16 protein-coding genes and 2 pseudogenes are annotated in these 19,550 nt (G+C 34.0%); 9 read left to right on the plus strand and 9 right to left on the minus strand.

The features are described from left to right. Positions 1-286: 286 nt before the first annotated feature. Both U5J89_RS16145 and U5J89_RS15760 read right to left on the minus strand, forming a co-directional pair. Positions 287-1,342 (minus strand): annotated as a pseudogene (locus U5J89_RS16145) (recombinase family protein); the annotation flags it as partial. A gap of 1,233 nt (positions 1,343-2,575) precedes the next feature. Next, positions 2,576-2,836, minus strand: a complete 261-nt coding sequence (locus U5J89_RS15760) for a hypothetical protein (RefSeq protein WP_322576612.1) — start codon at positions 2,834-2,836, stop codon at positions 2,576-2,578. Positions 2,837-3,230: 394 nt separating this feature from the next. On the opposite strand from U5J89_RS15760, the gene U5J89_RS15765 reads away from it, so the two are divergent. Further along, positions 3,231-3,368, plus strand: a complete 138-nt coding sequence (locus U5J89_RS15765) for a hypothetical protein (protein ID WP_322576613.1) — start codon at positions 3,231-3,233, stop codon at positions 3,366-3,368. 1,959 nt (positions 3,369-5,327) lie between these two features. Here the strand turns inward: U5J89_RS15765 and U5J89_RS15770 are convergent. Further along, the gene (locus U5J89_RS15770) at positions 5,328-5,462 is read right to left on the minus strand and encodes a hypothetical protein (protein WP_322576614.1); all 135 of its coding nucleotides are present in this window, start codon (positions 5,460-5,462) and stop codon (positions 5,328-5,330) included. A gap of 215 nt (positions 5,463-5,677) precedes the next feature. After that, positions 5,678-6,022, minus strand: a complete 345-nt coding sequence (locus U5J89_RS15775; RefSeq protein WP_322576615.1) for a hypothetical protein — start codon at positions 6,020-6,022, stop codon at positions 5,678-5,680. 1,507 nt (positions 6,023-7,529) lie between these two features. Between U5J89_RS15775 and U5J89_RS15780 the strand changes: the two genes are divergently transcribed. Beyond that, positions 7,530-7,814: a hypothetical protein gene (locus U5J89_RS15780; protein WP_322576616.1), complete on the plus strand. Its 285-nt coding sequence runs from the start codon at positions 7,530-7,532 to the stop codon at positions 7,812-7,814. Positions 7,815-8,176: 362 nt separating this feature from the next. On the opposite strand, the gene U5J89_RS15785 is transcribed toward U5J89_RS15780, so the two are convergent. Further along, complete coding sequence (locus tag U5J89_RS15785; protein WP_322576617.1) at positions 8,177-9,034, minus strand: hypothetical protein; 858 nt, start codon at positions 9,032-9,034, stop codon at positions 8,177-8,179. Positions 9,035-9,366: 332 nt separating this feature from the next. On the opposite strand from U5J89_RS15785, the gene U5J89_RS15790 reads away from it, so the two are divergent. From U5J89_RS15790 to U5J89_RS15820, 7 genes and pseudogenes are all read left to right on the plus strand, one after another. After that, complete coding sequence (locus U5J89_RS15790) at positions 9,367-9,651, plus strand: hypothetical protein (protein WP_322576618.1); 285 nt, start codon at positions 9,367-9,369, stop codon at positions 9,649-9,651. 24 nt (positions 9,652-9,675) lie between these two features. Next, complete coding sequence (locus U5J89_RS15795) at positions 9,676-10,152, plus strand: hypothetical protein (protein ID WP_322576619.1); 477 nt, start codon at positions 9,676-9,678, stop codon at positions 10,150-10,152. A 22-nt stretch (positions 10,153-10,174) separates the two neighbouring features. Beyond that, a complete protein-coding gene (locus U5J89_RS15800) occupies positions 10,175-10,855 on the plus strand; it encodes an N-6 DNA methylase (RefSeq protein ID WP_322576628.1) in 681 nt (226 codons plus the stop codon). A gap of 10 nt (positions 10,856-10,865) precedes the next feature. After that, positions 10,866-11,024 carry a hypothetical protein gene (locus U5J89_RS15805; RefSeq protein ID WP_322576620.1) on the plus strand — a complete coding sequence of 53 codons (159 nt, stop codon included), beginning with the start codon at positions 10,866-10,868 and terminating at the stop codon, positions 11,022-11,024. Between the two features lie 1,057 nt (positions 11,025-12,081). Further along, a pseudogene (locus U5J89_RS16150) lies at positions 12,082-12,645 on the plus strand (type ISP restriction/modification enzyme). Between the two features lie 30 nt (positions 12,646-12,675). Beyond that, entirely contained in the window at positions 12,676-13,062 is a 387-nt protein-coding gene (locus tag U5J89_RS15815; protein ID WP_322576622.1) for a hypothetical protein, read from the plus strand. Between the two features lie 110 nt (positions 13,063-13,172). Continuing rightward, positions 13,173-13,691: a hypothetical protein gene (locus U5J89_RS15820; protein ID WP_322576623.1), complete on the plus strand. Its 519-nt coding sequence runs from the start codon at positions 13,173-13,175 to the stop codon at positions 13,689-13,691. A gap of 1,481 nt (positions 13,692-15,172) precedes the next feature. Here U5J89_RS15820 and U5J89_RS15825 read toward each other — a convergent pair. From U5J89_RS15825 to U5J89_RS15840, 4 genes are all read right to left on the minus strand, one after another. After that, entirely contained in the window at positions 15,173-15,313 is a 141-nt protein-coding gene (locus U5J89_RS15825) for a hypothetical protein (protein ID WP_322576624.1), read from the minus strand. Positions 15,314-16,989: 1,676 nt separating this feature from the next. After that, positions 16,990-17,190, minus strand: coding sequence for a hypothetical protein (locus U5J89_RS15830; protein ID WP_322576625.1), 201 nt, complete (start codon positions 17,188-17,190; stop codon positions 16,990-16,992). Between the two features lie 413 nt (positions 17,191-17,603). Beyond that, positions 17,604-17,894, minus strand: a complete 291-nt coding sequence (locus U5J89_RS15835; RefSeq protein WP_322576626.1) for a hypothetical protein — start codon at positions 17,892-17,894, stop codon at positions 17,604-17,606. Continuing rightward, entirely contained in the window at positions 17,876-18,133 is a 258-nt protein-coding gene (locus U5J89_RS15840) for a hypothetical protein (protein ID WP_322576627.1), read from the minus strand. Before U5J89_RS15840 ends, U5J89_RS15835 begins: the two co-directional genes overlap by 19 nt. Positions 18,134-19,550 lie beyond the last annotated feature (1,417 nt).

Genomic DNA, 19,550 nt, shown 5'->3' on the forward strand with positions numbered 1-19,550 from the left:
TTATTTGATCTAACTCTTCTTTAATTCTTCTTATTTCAGAGTCAAGGTTATCACGCTGTGTTTTTAGTTCTGTTAGTTTTTCATCCCACAGTTCTTTGGTGGTCATATCGTTTAGAATAGTTTCTTGGATCTTATTAATATTTGATACGACCTTTTTCTTATTATTGCGAACACCATGAAGTTCTGATTCTAGATCTCCAATTTTGTCTTCAGAATTGAACTCCACTCTCTCTTTAAAAGCTTCTAATAGTTTGGGCTGTTCGAGAAAAGCTTTTAGTGTGCTAAGTACAAAATCATCAACAGTTTGATGAGGTAATAATTTTGGGTTATGGTTTTTGGACTTACCCTGTTTATTCTTTTTTACACATCTGTAATAATGGTTAGTGCGGCCATCTCTTTTTACATAATAAGGTGTCATTGAATAATCGCAAAGTCCGCAACTTATTATACCTTCAAGTAAGTTAGGGGAGTTACCTTTTGTGTATTTTTTAGATTGATTATCATTTGCAGAACGAATTTCTTTAGCTTTCTTGAATTTTTCTTTTTCAACTATTGAGTCAAATTGGGTTTCAAAATATTTTCCTTCATATTCTAACTCCCCGATATAAAGTCGCCTATCAAGAATACGATATAGGGCATCATTTGTAAATTTACTACCGCCCCGGATAGTGCCTTTTTTTGTACGCCATTGTTTATTTCTATAGCCTTGGTTATTTAATTTTTCCCTAATCTCTGGTACAGATTTGTGTTTTAAATATAGATCAAAAATGTAATTTACAGTTTCTGCTTCTTCTTCATTTACTAGGAGCTTATTTTCTTTTCTGTCATATCCTAACGGAATATAACCTCCCGTCCAGTGTCCATTTTTGATTGCGGTAGCTCTCTGCTCTTTTGTTCTTTTCGAATTCATATCACTTTCGAATTGAGCAAAAACCATGAGTATATTTCTCATGGTCCGTCCCATTAAGGTAGTCGTATCAATAGGTTCAGTAACGAAAGAAATATCAACATCCCATTTATTTAGATCTTCAATTAAATTGTGGAAATCTTTGACACTGCGACTTATCCGATCTAAACGTGTGGTTACAATTAATTCGAATTTACCTGCTTCGGCATCTTCAAGTAAGCGCTGAAGCTCAGGTCGATCTAAATCACGCCCTGATTTAGTGTCTGAATACACGTCATAAATCTCATATCCTTTTTCAGATAGCCATCCCTTGCATAATTGTTTTTGAGTGTCATGTGAGCTTTGATCATTTTTTGTGACTGTTTGATCGAAGGTTGAGACTCTGCAATAAATAGCCGCTTTTTTTAAGACCTTTAGGTCTTCTTCTGAAAAAATTGGAGTTTTGCTATCTCAAATCGTTAGAGATGAGATAGATAATAATCCTAATATTCTAAAACTGGTGCTTTTACTTAGTGATATCAACTTAATAAAATTGATATGGACTAAAAATCGGGGTTCTTATTTGTTTAATAAATTCAGTGATAATTGAGGTATAATTGGATAATTAATTAACTGAGAAATGAAAAGATATAGACCTTAATGATTTACTTCTTTTACTTTTTTGGAAAAAGTGTTGAAATATCGAGTTTTTCAAATTACGGATTTTTGTCAATATCAAGGGGGAGAAAAAAATATACATAATGCATTTTAAGCCTTCTACCTTAGCTTGTAAGAGCCTTCAAAGATATAAGGCATATGTGTTACCTATTACATTTCGACCAAATAATAGAAAAGTTCCTTATCTTGATATAAAGGGCTTTTTTTATGCTTTATACCATTTCTTTTAAAGAGCCCAAATGCATGGAAATGCACAGAAATGCAGAAAAGTTGTACAATAATATCCTTTTTTATTAATCAATGATAATTTGCCATCCCCCTTTCATTATTTTTGATTGAGTTTTTAATAGTAGTTCTAAGACGGTTAAATGGAAAAGGAAGGGTAGATGATGTGTTAGCGGTCTAGAAAAGCTATGCGAGCTAATCTGATACAATAGGTGTAGTTTCGATTACCATCGTCTCCAATAAAGAAAAGGATGAAATGAAAGATAAGGCAGAGGAATAGAATAGTGTTTTATAGGGTAAGGATTACGTGTAAGAGTACTTAAATATACAAGGGACATTATTATCCCCTACTAAGTGTTGGGCTATACAAAAATTCTAAAAATCTTTAACCAATTCTCTACATGCTTTTTCAATTACTTCATAATTAGAAGAATCAGTTTGATCTTTTAATTCTCTTGCTAGCTTTTTTGATTAACTGAGACATGCCAACATCCAAGTTCTGAAAATTGTCACTCTCTTCAATTTTGGATAGGACTTCCTTCACTATATCAATCTTGGTCTGTTCTACCTCATCCATGATACTTGAACATTTTTAAATGTTATCGATGTATACTCAGTGAGACAACTTGGGGTAGTTTGAGAGTCAAATGTAATGTTAATTTTTGGTGATTTAAATATTAATTTCTACTGTAATAAACTGCATCATGAGGGTAATCAAGTGCAATTTCATTCATCTTATTCCAAAGTACTCGTAACATAACTTCAATACCTGTTTCCTTTCTCAATTCAGCACCACTTAATCCAGCATTTCCAGTAATATGAATCATGGTTGAATCTAGATGATCTTACAGATGCATTAAGATCAGAAAAACCACCAATTCCACCAGTATCATCAAAACTTTTCCTACCTGTTTTTAACACCTTTAACTTGTCACTGGTGTTTTCAATGCCAAAGCCATAATCGGGTAGATGTCGAGCAAAACCTTCATAAGCTTCATGTGGAGTTTGATGAGCTTTTAATAGAATGGTATCTGCTTTTTTCATCATTTGAGTTGAATAGGCTCAGCTGAGGAGAAGCTGTCGTTGCACAAGAACTAAATAACACTGTACATGGTAAAAGTATATCTAAGGTGAATTTAACTATAATATGTTAGTTTCTTTTGAAGTCAGACGGTTTTGTGTGGGTACGATGTAACCACATTTTCATCTGATTCCAAGCTTCCATATATAGACTTTACCACTCATTCCCCTATTTTGTGGTTCAAATTCTCCTAATGTTGGATTACTCGGCATTACCATTTTCTTGCTGTCACAGTTGATGAATCAGTGTCCATGATTGAAACATTTAATGCGTAACTGAACGACAAATCTTACCTTCCCTCATTGAGGTTTTCATCACGTGTAATGTTTCATCTGTATTTTTCAAAACCGAATCCTTTATTTGAAAGATGCTGGAGCAAAACTTGTATATGCTTTCAGTATGGGGTTTGATACTACTTCCATCGGAGGTATGTATCCGCTTAGATCCATCACCATTGAGAAGATGGTTCAGATGCAGGAAGTGATGAAGCGCAACTAATCAGAATGATGGAAAAATCGCCAGAAATAGTAGTTTAATATTGTACATGTCTTGATGATTCATTGAAAAATTCAGGTGATAACTAAAGTAACTATAAAAAATATAGTATACTTTAATAAACTAACTTGATGCATCCTATTTATTTAGTTAAGGCATCGGATCAGTATTCTTTCTTAAGTGTTAACCTCTAGATTTAGTTATTAAGAGCTTTAAATTAAAAGAAACAGGTTAATTGTGTAGAAAGCTGTCAAGATTACAAGTTGCTGACAAGTGGGACTCTCTCTGAAACAGACTCTGGCTTTTTGTCTTGAATAAAAATCAGAACAAGTCAGAAGAGTTAATGTTCGAGCAAAAAGCAGATATTGAATGGTACGGTGGCAGAGGGTTCTGCTGGGGTGCTTGCTACAGGTGGAGTTATATGGTGGTTTGCTAGAGACTATGTATCAAAAACAGAGTTTATTATGGATCTATGATTTTAGTCGATGATTCCAGTTGTGATACCTGAATACTCAATACTTATTGATTATCATTTTCACTGTAGGGATGTATTATTTAGGGACAGATTGCAAAAGGAATCTTTGCAATGACGTACAAGGGATTATAGAAGAGATACTTTCGGGGAATAGTTTTGGACTTGGGACTATAATGCAAGAAAGAATGTTGTCAATCAATCAGATACTACCTATTTGTCCCAATTGTAATTATAGAGTTTGGATGTTTGAAAATAGAGAAGGGAATTCACACAACATTTATGTGTCCTAATTATGATTGCGAAAATTCTTTATTCAATAATACCGATGCTGATACTGAGGTTTTGGGTCAGAAGAAACATAGTCAAGAGAAGGAGTCAGGAAATGAACTGTCAGAGAAAGGAAGATAAGGAACTTAGGGATAGGGGGCTGAAATATTAATCATCATCAAATGGGGAGAGAGAAGTGAAAGATATCCTCCTGATTTGGATCTAACTCAATGTCATTCTGTTTACCATTGAGCGTGTCAAAGAATCGATCTTGCTGACTTTTTTGGGATACAGGAGAGGTTTGCTAACGCTTCCTCTTGCAGCCTTGCTAGCTAGCGAGTTGAGATGATGGGTTAGCTTCTCATAGTTAATGCTTTTGCGGGGCTTATTATCCTTCACGTAAACCCTGAGCTTTTGGTGAAACTTGTCTAGGAAATCATCAGCATCTCGAGGATTGATATATATTTTCTTTATGTCTTTCCGAATGTTTTTAAACATGATTAGAGGTCTTCAATTCTTGCTGGTGGTGAAAGCTTAAAGTCTAAAGTCTCCCCAAACTTTGTAAACGCATCTTGGTTTCAAATGCTACATCTTCACTGACAATAATGCCATCTCATGGATGTTGACAAAATATTCATCACGTTCCAAGCCGATATTTTGATAGTTGGTCAATCATCAATTCGCTTTTTTACCATTATCATTGTAAGAACATACCAGCAGTTTTTGTCAGCCTTCTTCTTGAAATTCATCAGATAATCGGAAACATTCAGGGAAATAGCGTTCTGAGTTGGTTCTGTACTCCAAATGGTTGATACATGGTGTCATGTTTTAAAATTGTACATTGGCTGGGAACCAATACTTATAGTCTGATTTATCATTCAGTAATATTCGTATTCACAGAACTCATACATTACGTCATAGTATGTCGTACCCGACTGAGCAATAAGAATAAATGTTAAAAATTGTCTGTACTCTGTATCATTGAATAGTTCGATCAATAAATCCTAGATCCGTTGATATACGTTAGTCGTATTTTTCTCACTTCAGCTGATCAATAACTTCGGCGAAGTCAACTGGATCTTCATATGGATATGTAATAAAGTTCGATATAATGTTTTTAATATCATTCTTATTACTTGATGGTTGCAGATCCAGATAAGAAACCAAGGGAATTCACCGCTTTAATTTGGTCATCGGTTAGATCTGAAATCTTCGAATCATCAAGCATCCAAATAGGTGGGAGTGGCAGTTGGACAGTTCAACCAGTTTGCATCTTCATCAGGATCATCAACGTATAAATACTTTCGAAGTGAACCGTCAAGGATAGAGTTTTCACTGCAATGTATTCTTTTCATTTATATGGAGCCTGAAATCCATTTTTTTCGCTCCTAATATATTTTTAAGGTTATTGTATCAAATTCTTCTGGAACGCTATCAGAATCAATTTTGAAGTTCTTCAGCATCTCTTCAATACCTTCTTACTGTCTCAGATGGTTTGTAATTGTACGTGTTTTGCTCAATGAACTTCTTGTCTTTATGGTCTAACGTATGAAATCTTACAAACGATCAGTTATGTCAAGTCTAAACTTTTCCCACGTGTGGTTTTGAAAATATAATCTTGGATGAAGTCTATATTGATGGCATCGTGTTTTATCAGTGTGATCAGCATTTGGGGAGATATATTTTCTTCATCATTTCGTTGAGCGAGTATTGTATTTATACAAAAATTTAAGAATGAAAGTCCTGTAATATTTGGATAGATAATCTTTCTCTGTCGAAATGAACTTTCTTCATGCCAATTCACAACTGAGTCAGTTCTAATAAAATCAGCGAAGGTTGAATTGTAATCTGTATCAAATGAAACATGTTGCTCATAATGTTTATCTAAAAACAGGTGGATTCTATCAACATGCATTCTAACAAATTTGTCAACAGCTTTTTGCTCATCATCAATTTTTCCAGCTTTTCCGTTAGATCCTGATCACTTGAATCCTTCAAAAATTGGAATGTAGTTCTCTTGACAGTATTCATGGAATAGTTGTTCAAATATCTGATGGATTTAATTCGTAATATGTCCAACCTCTGACCCCATTTGATGTTGTAAGTCTTCTGGTTAAGATTAGCGGTGGTTTTAAAAGCACGGAAGAAACAGATAGATTTATCCCAAATGTTATCAAAAACCGTCTCGACAAACTCCCAAGTGGGAATATTATCTCATTTTTCTCTGATGAAAACGACGATTTCTCTCCACTACACCGTTAGTGGGGAGAGGGGGATGAATATGTTTATTTATGCTTATTTATGAATACGTAAGTATTGGGAGCTATTTATCATTATTATATAGATATATAAGGGTTTGCCATCATTGGTTATACACAACCTTCATCATTAATTATACCCATATGATGAAAGTTCAAGAATCAATATTGTAAAGATTAGTAAAGATTAGAAATTAGAAATCTCCATATTTGAAAAGCCATAATCCAAAATTGCATTTCTCAGTAACTACATTATCTTACCAAACTGGAAGGGGACAGATTGAAAGGTTGATGATCAGTGGTTCAAGCCCTTCGCTAAATAACGATATAAGACCCGTTATCACCTCTTATAGAGCTTTAAAAGCAGTTTAATATGTAATGCCATGCCTAACCTAATTTCGACCTCCTCACAAGTTAAAATATTACATATTTATATATATTATTAATATCCAAATTTCGAGTAATATAATGTTATCTTGGTGTATATTTTTAAAGAAAAGAAATAATTGGTATATTATAAGTCAGCCATCTAGCCAACCTATCCCATCATATTAATTGCGTATGAGATTTCGCTACTCAAACTTGTCATCGCAATCTTGCCGGATGAAATAGCGTTTGCACTATGATATCCATAACAGGAAAACCAGATATGTGGTATTCCCTGACAAGAGAGGCAAAGCGATTGGCCATTACGAAAAAAGGAGACCATTGAGATCTGTCCCGATTGTAAGAATCTTTCGCACCCACCATTCCGAACATGGAATCGCAAAAAAAATATTAATAACGGTGACTCAGCAGAAAGGTTTCTTGACCGATTACGTGCTTATGTTCACATGCTTGATGAATCAAGAAGGGTGGCAGTAGGGATGCATCATACGTCTTATTAATCAATCAGGATCGCTCCCAAACTGGTTAGAAAATGATCAACCAAAAATCGAACACAAAATTGAAGAAAAAAGTGAGTTGATTCTCAGTTACAGGTCACAAGATCATCGGGAGTCTCGGAATGTCTCTTATCATGATATATCTTCAATGTATGAAGCAGTAATTGCTGAATTCTATCTAACCCTTCCACGAAGAACGAACTGATTACTTATTAGAAATATTATCTATGCCAAAAAACCTACAATATCATCCGAAGATGCATTCCAAGCCCTTGGAAATATGATTGTGTTTTACCAAATGCTGGATCGAGATGATCAAGATCTAATTGGCATGTTGGATATACTTAATTCACATGATCCCTGTATTTCTTTCTTCTTGGAGTCAAATCATCACCAAGTGTTAATGACTCAAGAAGCCCCAGAGAATGCTCTGAACGTCCGATATGAGCTTGATGAAGAGCTTCAAGAGGGGAGAGTAACCTTCCATACCATCGAGCTATTTATGGTTACTATAAAGGATAACATGGTCAATGAGGTGTTAAAGAAGCCCCAACGCCTGAACTAATAAACTCAATAAGTCATCAATAAAAGAGAGGGGAAGACAATGGGTAAATTCATTCTGTCAATATTATATATTTCTTTTATCGGTAGCATTCTTTCCTTGGTCGCTTATCATTGTTGCAATAACGGCTACTTTCTTTAAATGAATTATATAAGGGGTCTGTTTTACATTTTATTCTTCCCAGAATAGCGCTGGAAAAGATGGACTAAAAAGAGTAGGGGTATAGCGCAGGTATGGTAATTTCGACTACGGACATTGGAACTGGTTGTCATTAATAGGTTGTAAGATTCAGGATATATTATATAAGTGAAAAAACAGTCTAATAGAACTGTTTACTCACCAATTTTTTAATTTAAAAGGGATGGTTAGATATCTTCTAGTTCTGATTCATATTTCATAAACTCTTCACCTTTTTCAACCTTTCTATTTTTCTCAATGTCTTCAAGAAGTGCATTGGAAATTTCCAAAACCCCAGTGGAAAAGTTCTCTATGATATATTTGATTCCATCTTCAAAAGATGTATCTACTTTGGGGAACAGTTCTTGAAATTTTGCTGGTGTACTAAAAGAAAAGCTTGCTCCTTCATTAGGATTGAAGGACGATCCCTGTTTAACCGATGAAGCCTTATTATGGATTATGTCATTCCTTAATTTGCTAAGGTGAAAAATAAAGTTGTTATCATTTTGAATGATGGCTTCACTGGAAGCGGATGATTGAATAATTGAAGGATCGTATTTCAACCTAGAATTTTCATCAGGACGAATTAATTTTACAAATTCAGTCCAATTTACTTTCCAAATAATATCACTTAGGTGCTTGAATTCTGAATTTTTAATAGAGAGTGGATTATATCCTTGGGCTTTACTTCTGATCTCTTCTCCATAAAATAAATAGGTGATAAAAACAGCATAATAATCATCAAAGGACATTAAATTGAAGATCAAATCATCAAATAGATAATTCAACTTCCTGCTTGGATTTAATTTAAGATCCATAGCTTTACTGTAACCATCTTTTTGGTCAAGATAATCTGAAAGCCATTCCTTGTAATCGATTATTTGTTCCAGATGAAAATTTATAGCTCCATTTCGGTACTTTAGACTATCTCTCAAGATATTGGTATCAGCACAATTGCAGTCAACTATTTTCCTTGAATAGTCAAAACTTATAGTGATTAGCTTATTTTCAATATTGAATAAATTATTTTTTAGCTCTTGCATCATTTCTAAACTTAAAAACCCTTAACGATCTTCTTTGAAAGGTGTGCACGAGGATGAATATTAATTAATTAAATAGTGAACGAAGAGCTAAAAATCCAATATTGGTAAGACTTAGTGAGGTATGATCCAATAATGTAGGAGTTAGGTTGCTAATACTGGTTTTGATGATTTTTTAAAACTTCAACTACTTCTAAGGCTTCTTCTTCAATCCCAATATCTTTGTATTCTTCATGTATTTTTAAAAAAGCATCTACTGAATCTATCTCTTTCCTTTCTGTCAGAATTTATTACTTTCATAGCAAATCATTTTCAGGAAGTAATAAAGCAGACTTTGTATGACTATCTCGGATTATGTGAGCAATGTAGATGAGCGTTATCAAACAGGGATTTCAAGAGAACATAGCTACAGAGCCGATCTTCAAAATTTGTTGGATGAATTGTTAGAAGATGTTTTGGTGACCAATGAGCCAGCCAGAATTGAGTGTGGTGCTCCCGATTATATTATTACCAAGAAGAGCATCCCCGTAGGGTACATTGAAGCAAAAGACATAGGGGAACCATTAAAAGGAAGAAACATAAAGAGCAGTTTGAGCGGTACAAGGAATCTCTTCCCAATTTAATTATTACGATTATTGGACTTTCACTTGTATCGTGAAGGTGAGTTTGTCACTTCAATTAATATTGCAGAAATCGATGGTGATTCAATTGATCCCAAACCTGATAATTTCAAGCAGTTTAAAGATGTAATTACAGACTTTGCTACTCATACTTCCCAAACAATTACATCATCTGCTAAGCTGTCTAAAATGATGGCAGGGAAGGCTCGATTGCTGTCAAATATAATCGAAAAAGCCCTTAAAAAAGATAAGCAGGAAGACAATGGATCTTCTGCTGATAGTAGCTTACGTGACCAATTAGAAGCATTTCAAAATGTTTTAATACATGATATAGATGCTAAAGAGTTCGCTGATATCTATGCCCAGACAATTGCTTATGGGATGTTTGCGGCTCGTCTTCACGGATCCAACTTTAAATTCTTTTTCTCGACAAGAAGCCGCTCAACTAATACCCAAAACGAATCCATTTCTACGAAAATTATTCCAGTATATAGCTGGGTATGATCTGGATGAAAGAATTGATTTGGTGGTGGATGCTTTGGCAGATATATTTAGAGCAACAGATGTGTCTGCTCTTCTGAAGGACTTTGGAAAAAAGACCCAGCAAAACGATCCCATTATTCATTTTTATGAAACCTTTTTGGCTGAATTTGATCCAAGCTTACGAAAAAGTCGAGGAGTATGGTACACTCCTGAACCAGTCGTCAATTTTATAGTAAGGGCAGTAGATGATATTCTGAAAGATGAGTTTGATTTGTCTGATGGGTTAGCTGATACATCAAAGACAACGGTGAAAGTGAATACCGATGTACAAGACAAACGATCTTCAACAGGATATCGGCAGGAAGAAAAAGAGGTGCATAAGGTTCAGATATTAGATCCAGCCGCTGGTACAGGGACATTTTTAGCAGAGGTTATTAACCAAATATATGAAAAGTTTGAGGGACAAGAAGGGATATGGGCAAGTTACGTTGAAAACCATTTAATTCCTCGCTTGAATGGGTTTGAGTTATTAATGGCTAGTTACGCTATGGCTCATCTTAAATTAGATATGCTTCTACGTGAAACGGGATATTTGCGAGAAGGTGAAGAACGGTTCAAAATATATTTGACAAATTCTTTAGAAGAGCATCATCCTGATACAGGGACATTATTTGCTAGTTGGCTGAGTGAGGAAGCTAATCAAGCTAATAGGGTTAAGACGTGATACTCCAGTAATGGCAATTCTAGGCAATCCACCTTATGCAGGTGAAAGTTCTAACAAGGGTGACTGGATAATGGATTTAATGGATGATTATAAAAAGGAACCAGGTGAAAAGGAAAAATTAAGAGAAAGAATCCTAAGTGGATTAATGATGATTATGCAAAGTTTGTAAGGTTTGGTCAGCATTTTATTGAGAACAAGTGGTAGAAGAAGTTAGTCGCATATATTAATCCGCATGGATATTTAGATAATCCAACTTTCAGGAGTTATGCGATGGAGTTTACTTGATACATTCCAGATAAGATATTCGCAATAAATATACAGTGGTAATTCTAAAAAGAATGAAACAGCTCCCGATGGTTCAAAAGATGAAAACGTCTTCGATATTCAACAAGGTGTGTCTATAAATATCTTTATAAAGAAAGCTGAATCTACATCTGATTTAGCAGAAGTATATCACTATGACAAATATGGTTTAGAGAGGAGAAGTATGAATTCCCTATCTAATAACAACTTAGAAAGTATTCCATTTAATGTATTACCAAAGGTTGAACCTATGTACTTCTATTGTACAAAAGGATTTTAAGGCAGAAGAACAATACAACAAGTACTTTAGCTTGGATGATTTGTTTGAGGTAAATAGTGTCGGGATTATTACTCAGAGAGATAATTTTGTTATTGACTATGATGTTAAAAAACTAGAAAAGAGGATTTAAAGATTTTTTTGTTCTCTCCCCCGATGAGCTAAAGTCAAAGTATGGTGTTAACGAAAATAAAAGATGGAAAATAAGAGGAAGTCCGACAAAAGGTTGATGAGTTTTCAACTATTAAAATTGACAACATGGATTATCGACCATTTGACACTCATTTATTCACTATGACGAAAAGTTTATCAAAGAGACAGAAAGGACGTAATGTCCATATGCTTATCTGGTGAAAGATCTAGGTTTTGTATTTTCTCGACAATCAACTGAAGATTATTGGAGTAATATTCAGTTAACCGATCATATAGTAGATAATAGGTATCATTTTAGTTAGCAAAAGGTATACCCCAACAAGCTCCTCTTTTATCTCTACTAGCGAGAAAGTAATCAACAGTCTATTGATGGAAATCTTGATCGTAAACCTAATCTTTGATGCTGAAATAGTTAAAGAAATTAGCATAATATTAGGTTTAACGTTCTCTTGCGGAAAAAGAAGATACCAAAGGTGTTTTTGCACCAATTGATTTGCTTGATTATATCTACGCTGTACTTCATTCTCCAACTTATAGAGAGAAATATAAAGAGTTTTTAAAAATTGATTTTCCTCGTGTACCATATCCAAAAGATCAAGATACTTTTTGGAAGTTAGTGGAATTAGGTGGTGAATTACGGAAAGTACACCTTTTGGAACATCCTATCGTAGATGATTTTATCACGACATATCCAATAGAAGGGGATAATGAAGATAACCAAACGACTTACCAAAACAGATCCTGGATTTATTCCACATACAGAGGAAGATGATGAGCCCATGGTAAGCAGTGAAGATTCAAGATATCCGAATGAAGAGTTAGGAAAAATTCAGATTAACAACGAGCAGTATTTTGGAAGGGTACCAAAAAGGCTTGGGATTTTCCTATTGGGGGTTATGAGCCAGCCGAAAAATGGTTAAAAGATCGGAGAGATCGAACATTAAGTTTCGAGAGAATCCAGCATTATCAGAAGATTATTGTAGCATTAATGGAAACAGATCGAATAATGCAAGAGATTGATAAGATTGATATTGAAGATGAGATTGTTTCTAAATAAAAAAGATAGTAGAAATAGATTTTAAGATTTATGCCATCAGAAATTAAAACTATGGAGTGTATCTGGGTTGAGCTAACAAGAATCTCGCAACAAAAGCTCGATCTTGAAGAGCGGTTAGAAGATTGGCTAGAAGATGATATTGGTATATTATCAAATGACTTATTGGTAATTGGCAGACAGGTTGCTACTGATTTTGGACATTCTATAGATATATTATGCATTAATCCAGAGGGAGATCTTGTCGTAGTTGAGTTAAAAAGAGATAAAACACCTCGTGATGTAACTGCACAAGCCTTAGATTATGGATCTTGGATAGAGGATTTATCCAATGAACGAGTTACATATATAGCAAATAACTATCTTGATGATTCTTTAGCAACAGCGTTTAAAAACAAATTTGGTACTCACATCACCTGAAATTTTAAACGAGTCACATAGTTTATTGGTCGTTGGATCTCAAATCGACAGTCAATCCGAACGTATAATAAAGTACTTGTCTGCGATTCCTACGGGTAAGTATAAATGCTGTGACGTTCCAATATTTCAAAGATAAAAATGGAAGAGAATATTTAGGAAGGGTATTTCTTATAGAACCTGAAGAAGTTGAGTACAAGAGTAAGACCAAGGGTTCTTCAAAGCGAAAGCCAAATCTTACCTATGAGGAGCTTGAACAATCGGCTGAAGAAAATGGATGTTTAGATATTTATGAAACTCTTTTCAAGGCATTGGAAGATCCTTTTTATAAACAAACTACGAGAAGCTCTGTTTCTTTTAAGGCTGAAATAGATGGTGGTAATAAATCTGTATTTAATTTAATTCCTACAGAAAGCTCTTCCGAGAAAGGACTTAAATTTCAGATTTATAAATATCGTATATCTCAACTGCTGGATATTACCCAAGAAGAACTTCGAGAGTCATTACCCTCAAATATAGAGGATTGGATATATTATGATTCAGCTCCTGAAGAGTATGAAGGATATGAAGGGTACTTTGAGAATAGTGAGCAGGTAGAAACATTTCTAAATAAGGTCAAAAAAGAAATATGAACCGTTTTCTTTTTCTATTGAAGCGTATATTCAATCCCAAAGTCCAACGTTTTTAAATTGTAATGTTTCCTGCCCACATTTTGGGCATTTAAATTTCATATCTTCAATAATCACGTCTTCATTATCGAAAGAACTGGTTCAAAAGGTTCCAGCTCTTTCTTACATCTTGGAAGCATTTTAATTCCTGATTGTTAACATCAATCTTGCTAAGTCTGTTACATCTATAACAGGGACTGGAACGATATTACAATTTAGGAAATCGCATCCTGCACCAACAGAGATTTCATTTATAATTATGGTCACATGAGTGACAAATTGGTTGATATATGTAGCCCATCGATCTACTAGGTAACGCTGATTATTTTAAATATAACTACCAATGAATTAATGTTAAATTGGCAACTAACGAAAAGAACTTAAAACCAAGAGGGGCAGAAAATTGGCGAGGTGTGTCTGCTTAATGCGCTGGTTAGGTGGCTGATTGATAAGTTAATGAAGAACTCGTTACTTAAAATGAAGTTTAATTAATCAAAATTCATGCAATATTTTACTTTTCGTATTACTTCTTTTTGTCTCTACAAATGCCTTTGCACAAAAGACTATAACTGCGAGCAGTTTACCAAAAAATGGTGAAATTGAAGGATCCTGGATACCGATGAGTGCTGCTCAAACGAATTATGTAGTAATGCAATTATGGAAATTGGATGATAACTATTTCATGATTTATGGAGATTACAATAAAGATTATAAGATAACTCGAATGCATTTAGTAAAAATTCATACTTCTGATAAGGGTGAATTTATAACCAGCAAAGAGTTTAATAGAGCAAGGTGTAAAATCAAAATATTTTAAAAGAAGGGAAGAAAACTTTCAATGTTCGTAAATGGTTAAAGAAATGAAGATGATAACTTTCAAGGAATTTTATCCTGATAGTTCTACAAAGAAAGTAACAGTAGACAATTAATTATAAACTGCTACTTACTCTTTGAATAAAAAATTCAAAAAATGCCATTGGGAAGGGGGGGCTATTCAGGTTGCAAAGTTATTTTTATCTGGTACATCGAATAACCAACTTTCTTCTGCTGGTTGTAATTGTCCATACCATTCGGGTTTAAATAATTGAGGTGCAGGATTAATTGAAACTTCTCTCCCTGGATTTATTTTTAAACTTATAATGGTACGTTGAGCTGCCGAGCAAGACCTGAGGTGGCAAGTAGAGCATTCTTAAGTGTTGCATCCGAAAAATAGTTATTCCGTTCGTGCTTAACTTTATTATAGCTACTCCACCAACTTGGATTTTCGTTCAGCTTGTTCCATTTTCCCAAGGTGAAAATGATAGGCTATATCTTGGAATATTGATTTTAGTGGAAAAAGACTTCAGGAAACCTTGATATAATTATATCTCTGATATATCATTGATATTTTGAGGTTCTTTTGAGTGATCAATTTTTACAAATCATTTTCGCAACCACATACAAATTCAGACGCGCTCGCAAGTAAAACTGCGAGCAAACTCTATAGAATCAGAGTCAAAACTTTGAGCCTCGAGTTCTACGAATCTTGAACTCCTAACTACATCTTCTTCTATTGCAAGGAAGTATTCCCAATGTGAATGAGCCATAAATATTTAAATATGTTTTAAGCCACCTAACGACATTACGCATAACCTGCGCACGGATTACTGTTGAATTAGCAACTAACGAAGAGAGAGCCTTAAAACCAAGAGGGGCAAAGAATTGGCGAGGTGCGTCCGAGTTAAAGCGCTGGTTTAGGCTTACTTTTAACCTTAGAATTGGTCGCGCGTAGTAAACCGTGTATCTATTTCAAATCGCTTGGCAATTAGGTTGCAAGGTATCAAAAACTTCACCGTCATTTTTCCCTTCTTGGGAAAGCTGAGTAAGCTATTCTATTCAAATCCTGACTAACTAATTTTACATTATCTTTTGTTGGCAGGTTTAAAAAAAATCGGAAAGACCAATATCCTAAGATAGAGTTAAATGATGACTTTAATTTTGAAGCTAATTCATAAAACTTCCTCGAATCTTCTGGCATCGATTTTGGGCTATAAACTTTTGCTTGATTTGCTCAGAAGTTGAAATGATATTTCTTCTCGGCACTTTTTGAATCTAGCGTATGGTTCTATTACAACTTTCAATCTTAGTTGAGAACAAACAAAAATAAGTACTGCTATAATTAATTCTATCATCATTTTAAGCCGTATTTATTGTAGGAAATTATATATTTATGCCTACTAGTATTAAGTGCTAAAATTGCTTTCCCATTTCCCATCTTTGCAGCCGTTTTTTCCCAAAAGGAAATTGCTTCTTTTTCATGTCCAAGATCCATGCATGCTTGACCAGCGTAGGTGAGATGACTGAGGATCACTTTTGACAGCTATTGCATCTTTGAAATATTTCAATGCCTTTTCTTTTATTACCTAATTTCGCATATGCTACCCCTAAATGGTGATTAAGTGACCAAATTGTACTTTTGCTACCCATCATTTTTTCATTGTCAGGAACTTCCTCCACAAATACATAAGAGCATATTCGATGTAATTTTCGGATTCCCGGCAATCATGTAATTAAAAGCAATTTTTGCTAGTCAGAGCATTTTTAGCAGGTTCTAATTCATAGACCTTTTTGATAAATTTTATTAGCCTCTAATAATTTATTCGCTTCTTCTAATTTTACCGCCTTTTTATATTGAGATTCAGATTTCATATGTATCGTAGCTTTGGTTCTATATTTCTTTTCCAACCTAGTGAATATTATTTTTTTGATCAGAAAGATTATCTTTCGATTCTACGATGCAAATATTTTTTGGAACGGCAAATTTTCTGATGCCTGAATTAGAGCCTAACGACATGGCGCATAAGGTGCGTGCAATACGACGCTGAATTTGCTTTAGAAATGTTACTACGGAAACAGATCAGATCGCAACAGGCAACCAACGGCGAGGCACGTCCACTTTAATGCGCACGGGTTAGCGGACTACTTAACTATTTATTAATTCGAAGACATTTTTCTATAATCGCTTCGGAATTAAATATTTCGAATAATGTAATACCTAGAGGGAAAACTGCTGCAATACTTCTAGATTGGTTCGGAAAGAACATAACAGGAAAGTTTATTTTATCTTCTCTAAGGAGTTTAAGAACGACTGATCTATGAGCAGGTTGAAGTGTTTCATCTACTTTAAAAGAAAACAAGATAATTTCACCTTCTTCATAATTTTTTGTTAAATCCTGTGCTAGTGAACTATTTATTGGAAGATTCGAGATATCTAACTATCGAATCATACTTTTTTGCTCTTCAATGTATCGTCGATGACTACTATTAATTCAGATCTCTTTTTTTGTTTTTTTATTTCAACTAGTCCACCAGCAAAATCTACTTTCCTGTTACCACATAGATTTTCAAACATTTCATCTAATAAAGTGGATACTTTTTTATTGAATATTGGTTCTGGTAGATTTTTTTCAAAAATATCATCCATTTTCACAGCCAATTGTAGATGGTCTACTTCAATTTCACGTTGCTTTTTAATTGGACATTGAGAATGCTTGCATTCGAGACCAATACAGAATAATACTAGAAGACAAACGAGAATTTTTTGTAATTCGTACCAATTAAATTTATTTGTAACCGATGGATGATTGTAGTACCGCTAACGACATGGCGCATAAGGTGCGCACGAAAATAGGTTGAGATGATAAATAACGAACGAAGAGCTAAAAAGCCAAAAGCTGGCAAGACCAGGCGAGGTGCGTCCCCTTATTAATGCGCGGGTTAGGCGTATTTATTTTACATCTGTAAATCTTGTTGTGAAGTTTTTAAAAGCAAGTAACATTCCTTTAAATATGAAATAACCGCAGATAAATAATAGGATTAAGTTTAAACTAATTGTAATTATTTGACCTTGCACAGATTTGTCTCTATTAAATCAATCAGTGAAATTGCTAAAACAGAATAAAGGGAAGTTATTAATGCCCAAATGAAAGCATGCTTGCTTGTCCAAATCATATCTTTAATTTGTTTTTCCGTTTCTATAAAATTGTCACAAACATATTGCAAACCTGTTGGGTTATCTTCCTTTGAAATACCTTTTTCTTTTTCACGTTTTGCAAGGCGTTTTACAATTCGCTTGATACCTCCAATGTCGTTTCGATCTACTGCATCTCTTAGTCGATTTGTATACAAGGGCTTAAGATTATAGGCTTCTCTTTTTGTTCTGTTCTTCTTAAGATTGCATTTCCATCACCAACTAAAAAATCTCTAAGTGCATTAATTCTAAAGTGAACTAATACAGCTATTAATGCTACTAATGCGGCTAAAACCTGAGCAAGAGTGCTGAAAAAGTAATAAAGAGTTGCTTCTGAAAATAAAATCAAGATGTCTAAAGATGAATTAGTTTTAATACGCCTAACGACATTGCGCATAACCTGCGCACATATTAATGTTGAATTACGGCGGACTTAACAAAGAAGCAGCCTTAAAACAGAGGATGGCAAAGAATTGGCGAGGTGCGTCCGCGTTAATGCGCGGGTTAGGTACACATTAATACGTAGTCAAATTAAGTTAAATTAAATCGACTGTATTTCTTCGTCACTTTATCTATTTGTTCAATAAATGAAAGGATTTCTTCAATATACTTCTCTCCTTTTCTTTGAAATTCTTGACATTATTTCTCTTCCGATCGAACTCCATATCATCATTTATTCGGCAGATCGTTTTGATTTTTCGAGCAAGATTTGGTTCATACCCACAAAAATAACTTTGGGTTTTTTGTTCACTACTTCTCCATCGAATGGTTTTAAATCTTTGTCACTTCTTAACAGGAGGAAAAGACTAAATGTTAAGGTTCTATCATATTTGTAAGCTCTTTTTTTAGAAATACGTTGAAATTCTTGTACTTCATTATGAAGAGTTCGTAGAAGTGGGTACAGTTCAAATATTTAGTTAAAGAAACGAAATGAATCTCTGAAAGAAAGTTTATAAAAATGATCTCTATCAGCAAGTAAAACAGTATTGTCTTTTAACATACCCTTAAGGAGCTTTTTATACATACTCTTTTTATTATCTTCACTGAGATTTTCTATGTAGCTTGCGGCAAAATATTCCTGCAGTGATCTATGGGGGAATGTCTGGTCGAACTCCGTCTTTATTTAAAATTGAAATAGCTATCTGTAAATCTTTGATAAACTTGTCATTATCAAAGTCCATTTTGGTTTTTTTGGACTTTATGATATACGAGCTTTTCGGTTAAATATTTTGAAGAAAAGAGATATGTTTCTTCAAAAAATGATATAAAAAGAGAATAGTCTTAAAATTTTAACTATTTGGTTTTTAGTTTCGAATCTGAAAGACGTTCTCTTGAGTATGCAAGCTTCAGACATACTATCATGTACTGAAAACAATGTGTCAAAAACCTGCCTGTAAAAATCACTTCTTTTGGGCGGGATATCAGAATATGTTTGAAAAGTCAAAATAAACATTGACAATAGAAGGGGATTACTCAAAAAAGATCTGTTAGACCTTATTTTCTGGTGAATTAACTGCTTTAATAATTTTATCAGTTATTTCCTTTTCAGATTCAGGAATTTGCTTTTTTATGAATGCAGCTATTTCATCCTCATTCAACTTACAAACTTGGAAATTTTCAAAGTTTGGAAGTTAAATCTAAACTAGTATATGGTCTCGATGTAATTAAATAAGAGTTTTCATTAAAACGATTTACAAAATCGTCAATGTCTTTAAGAATTTTTGATCTTAAATTTGAATTAACCTCGTCAAAACCGGCTCAAAAAAGAATACAAAGTTTCCTTTTTGTAATAACTTTACAATGATTTTTTCTGT

This window comes from Fodinibius sp. (genome assembly GCF_034521915.1).
GTDB lineage: Bacteria > Bacteroidota > Rhodothermia > Balneolales > Balneolaceae > Fodinibius.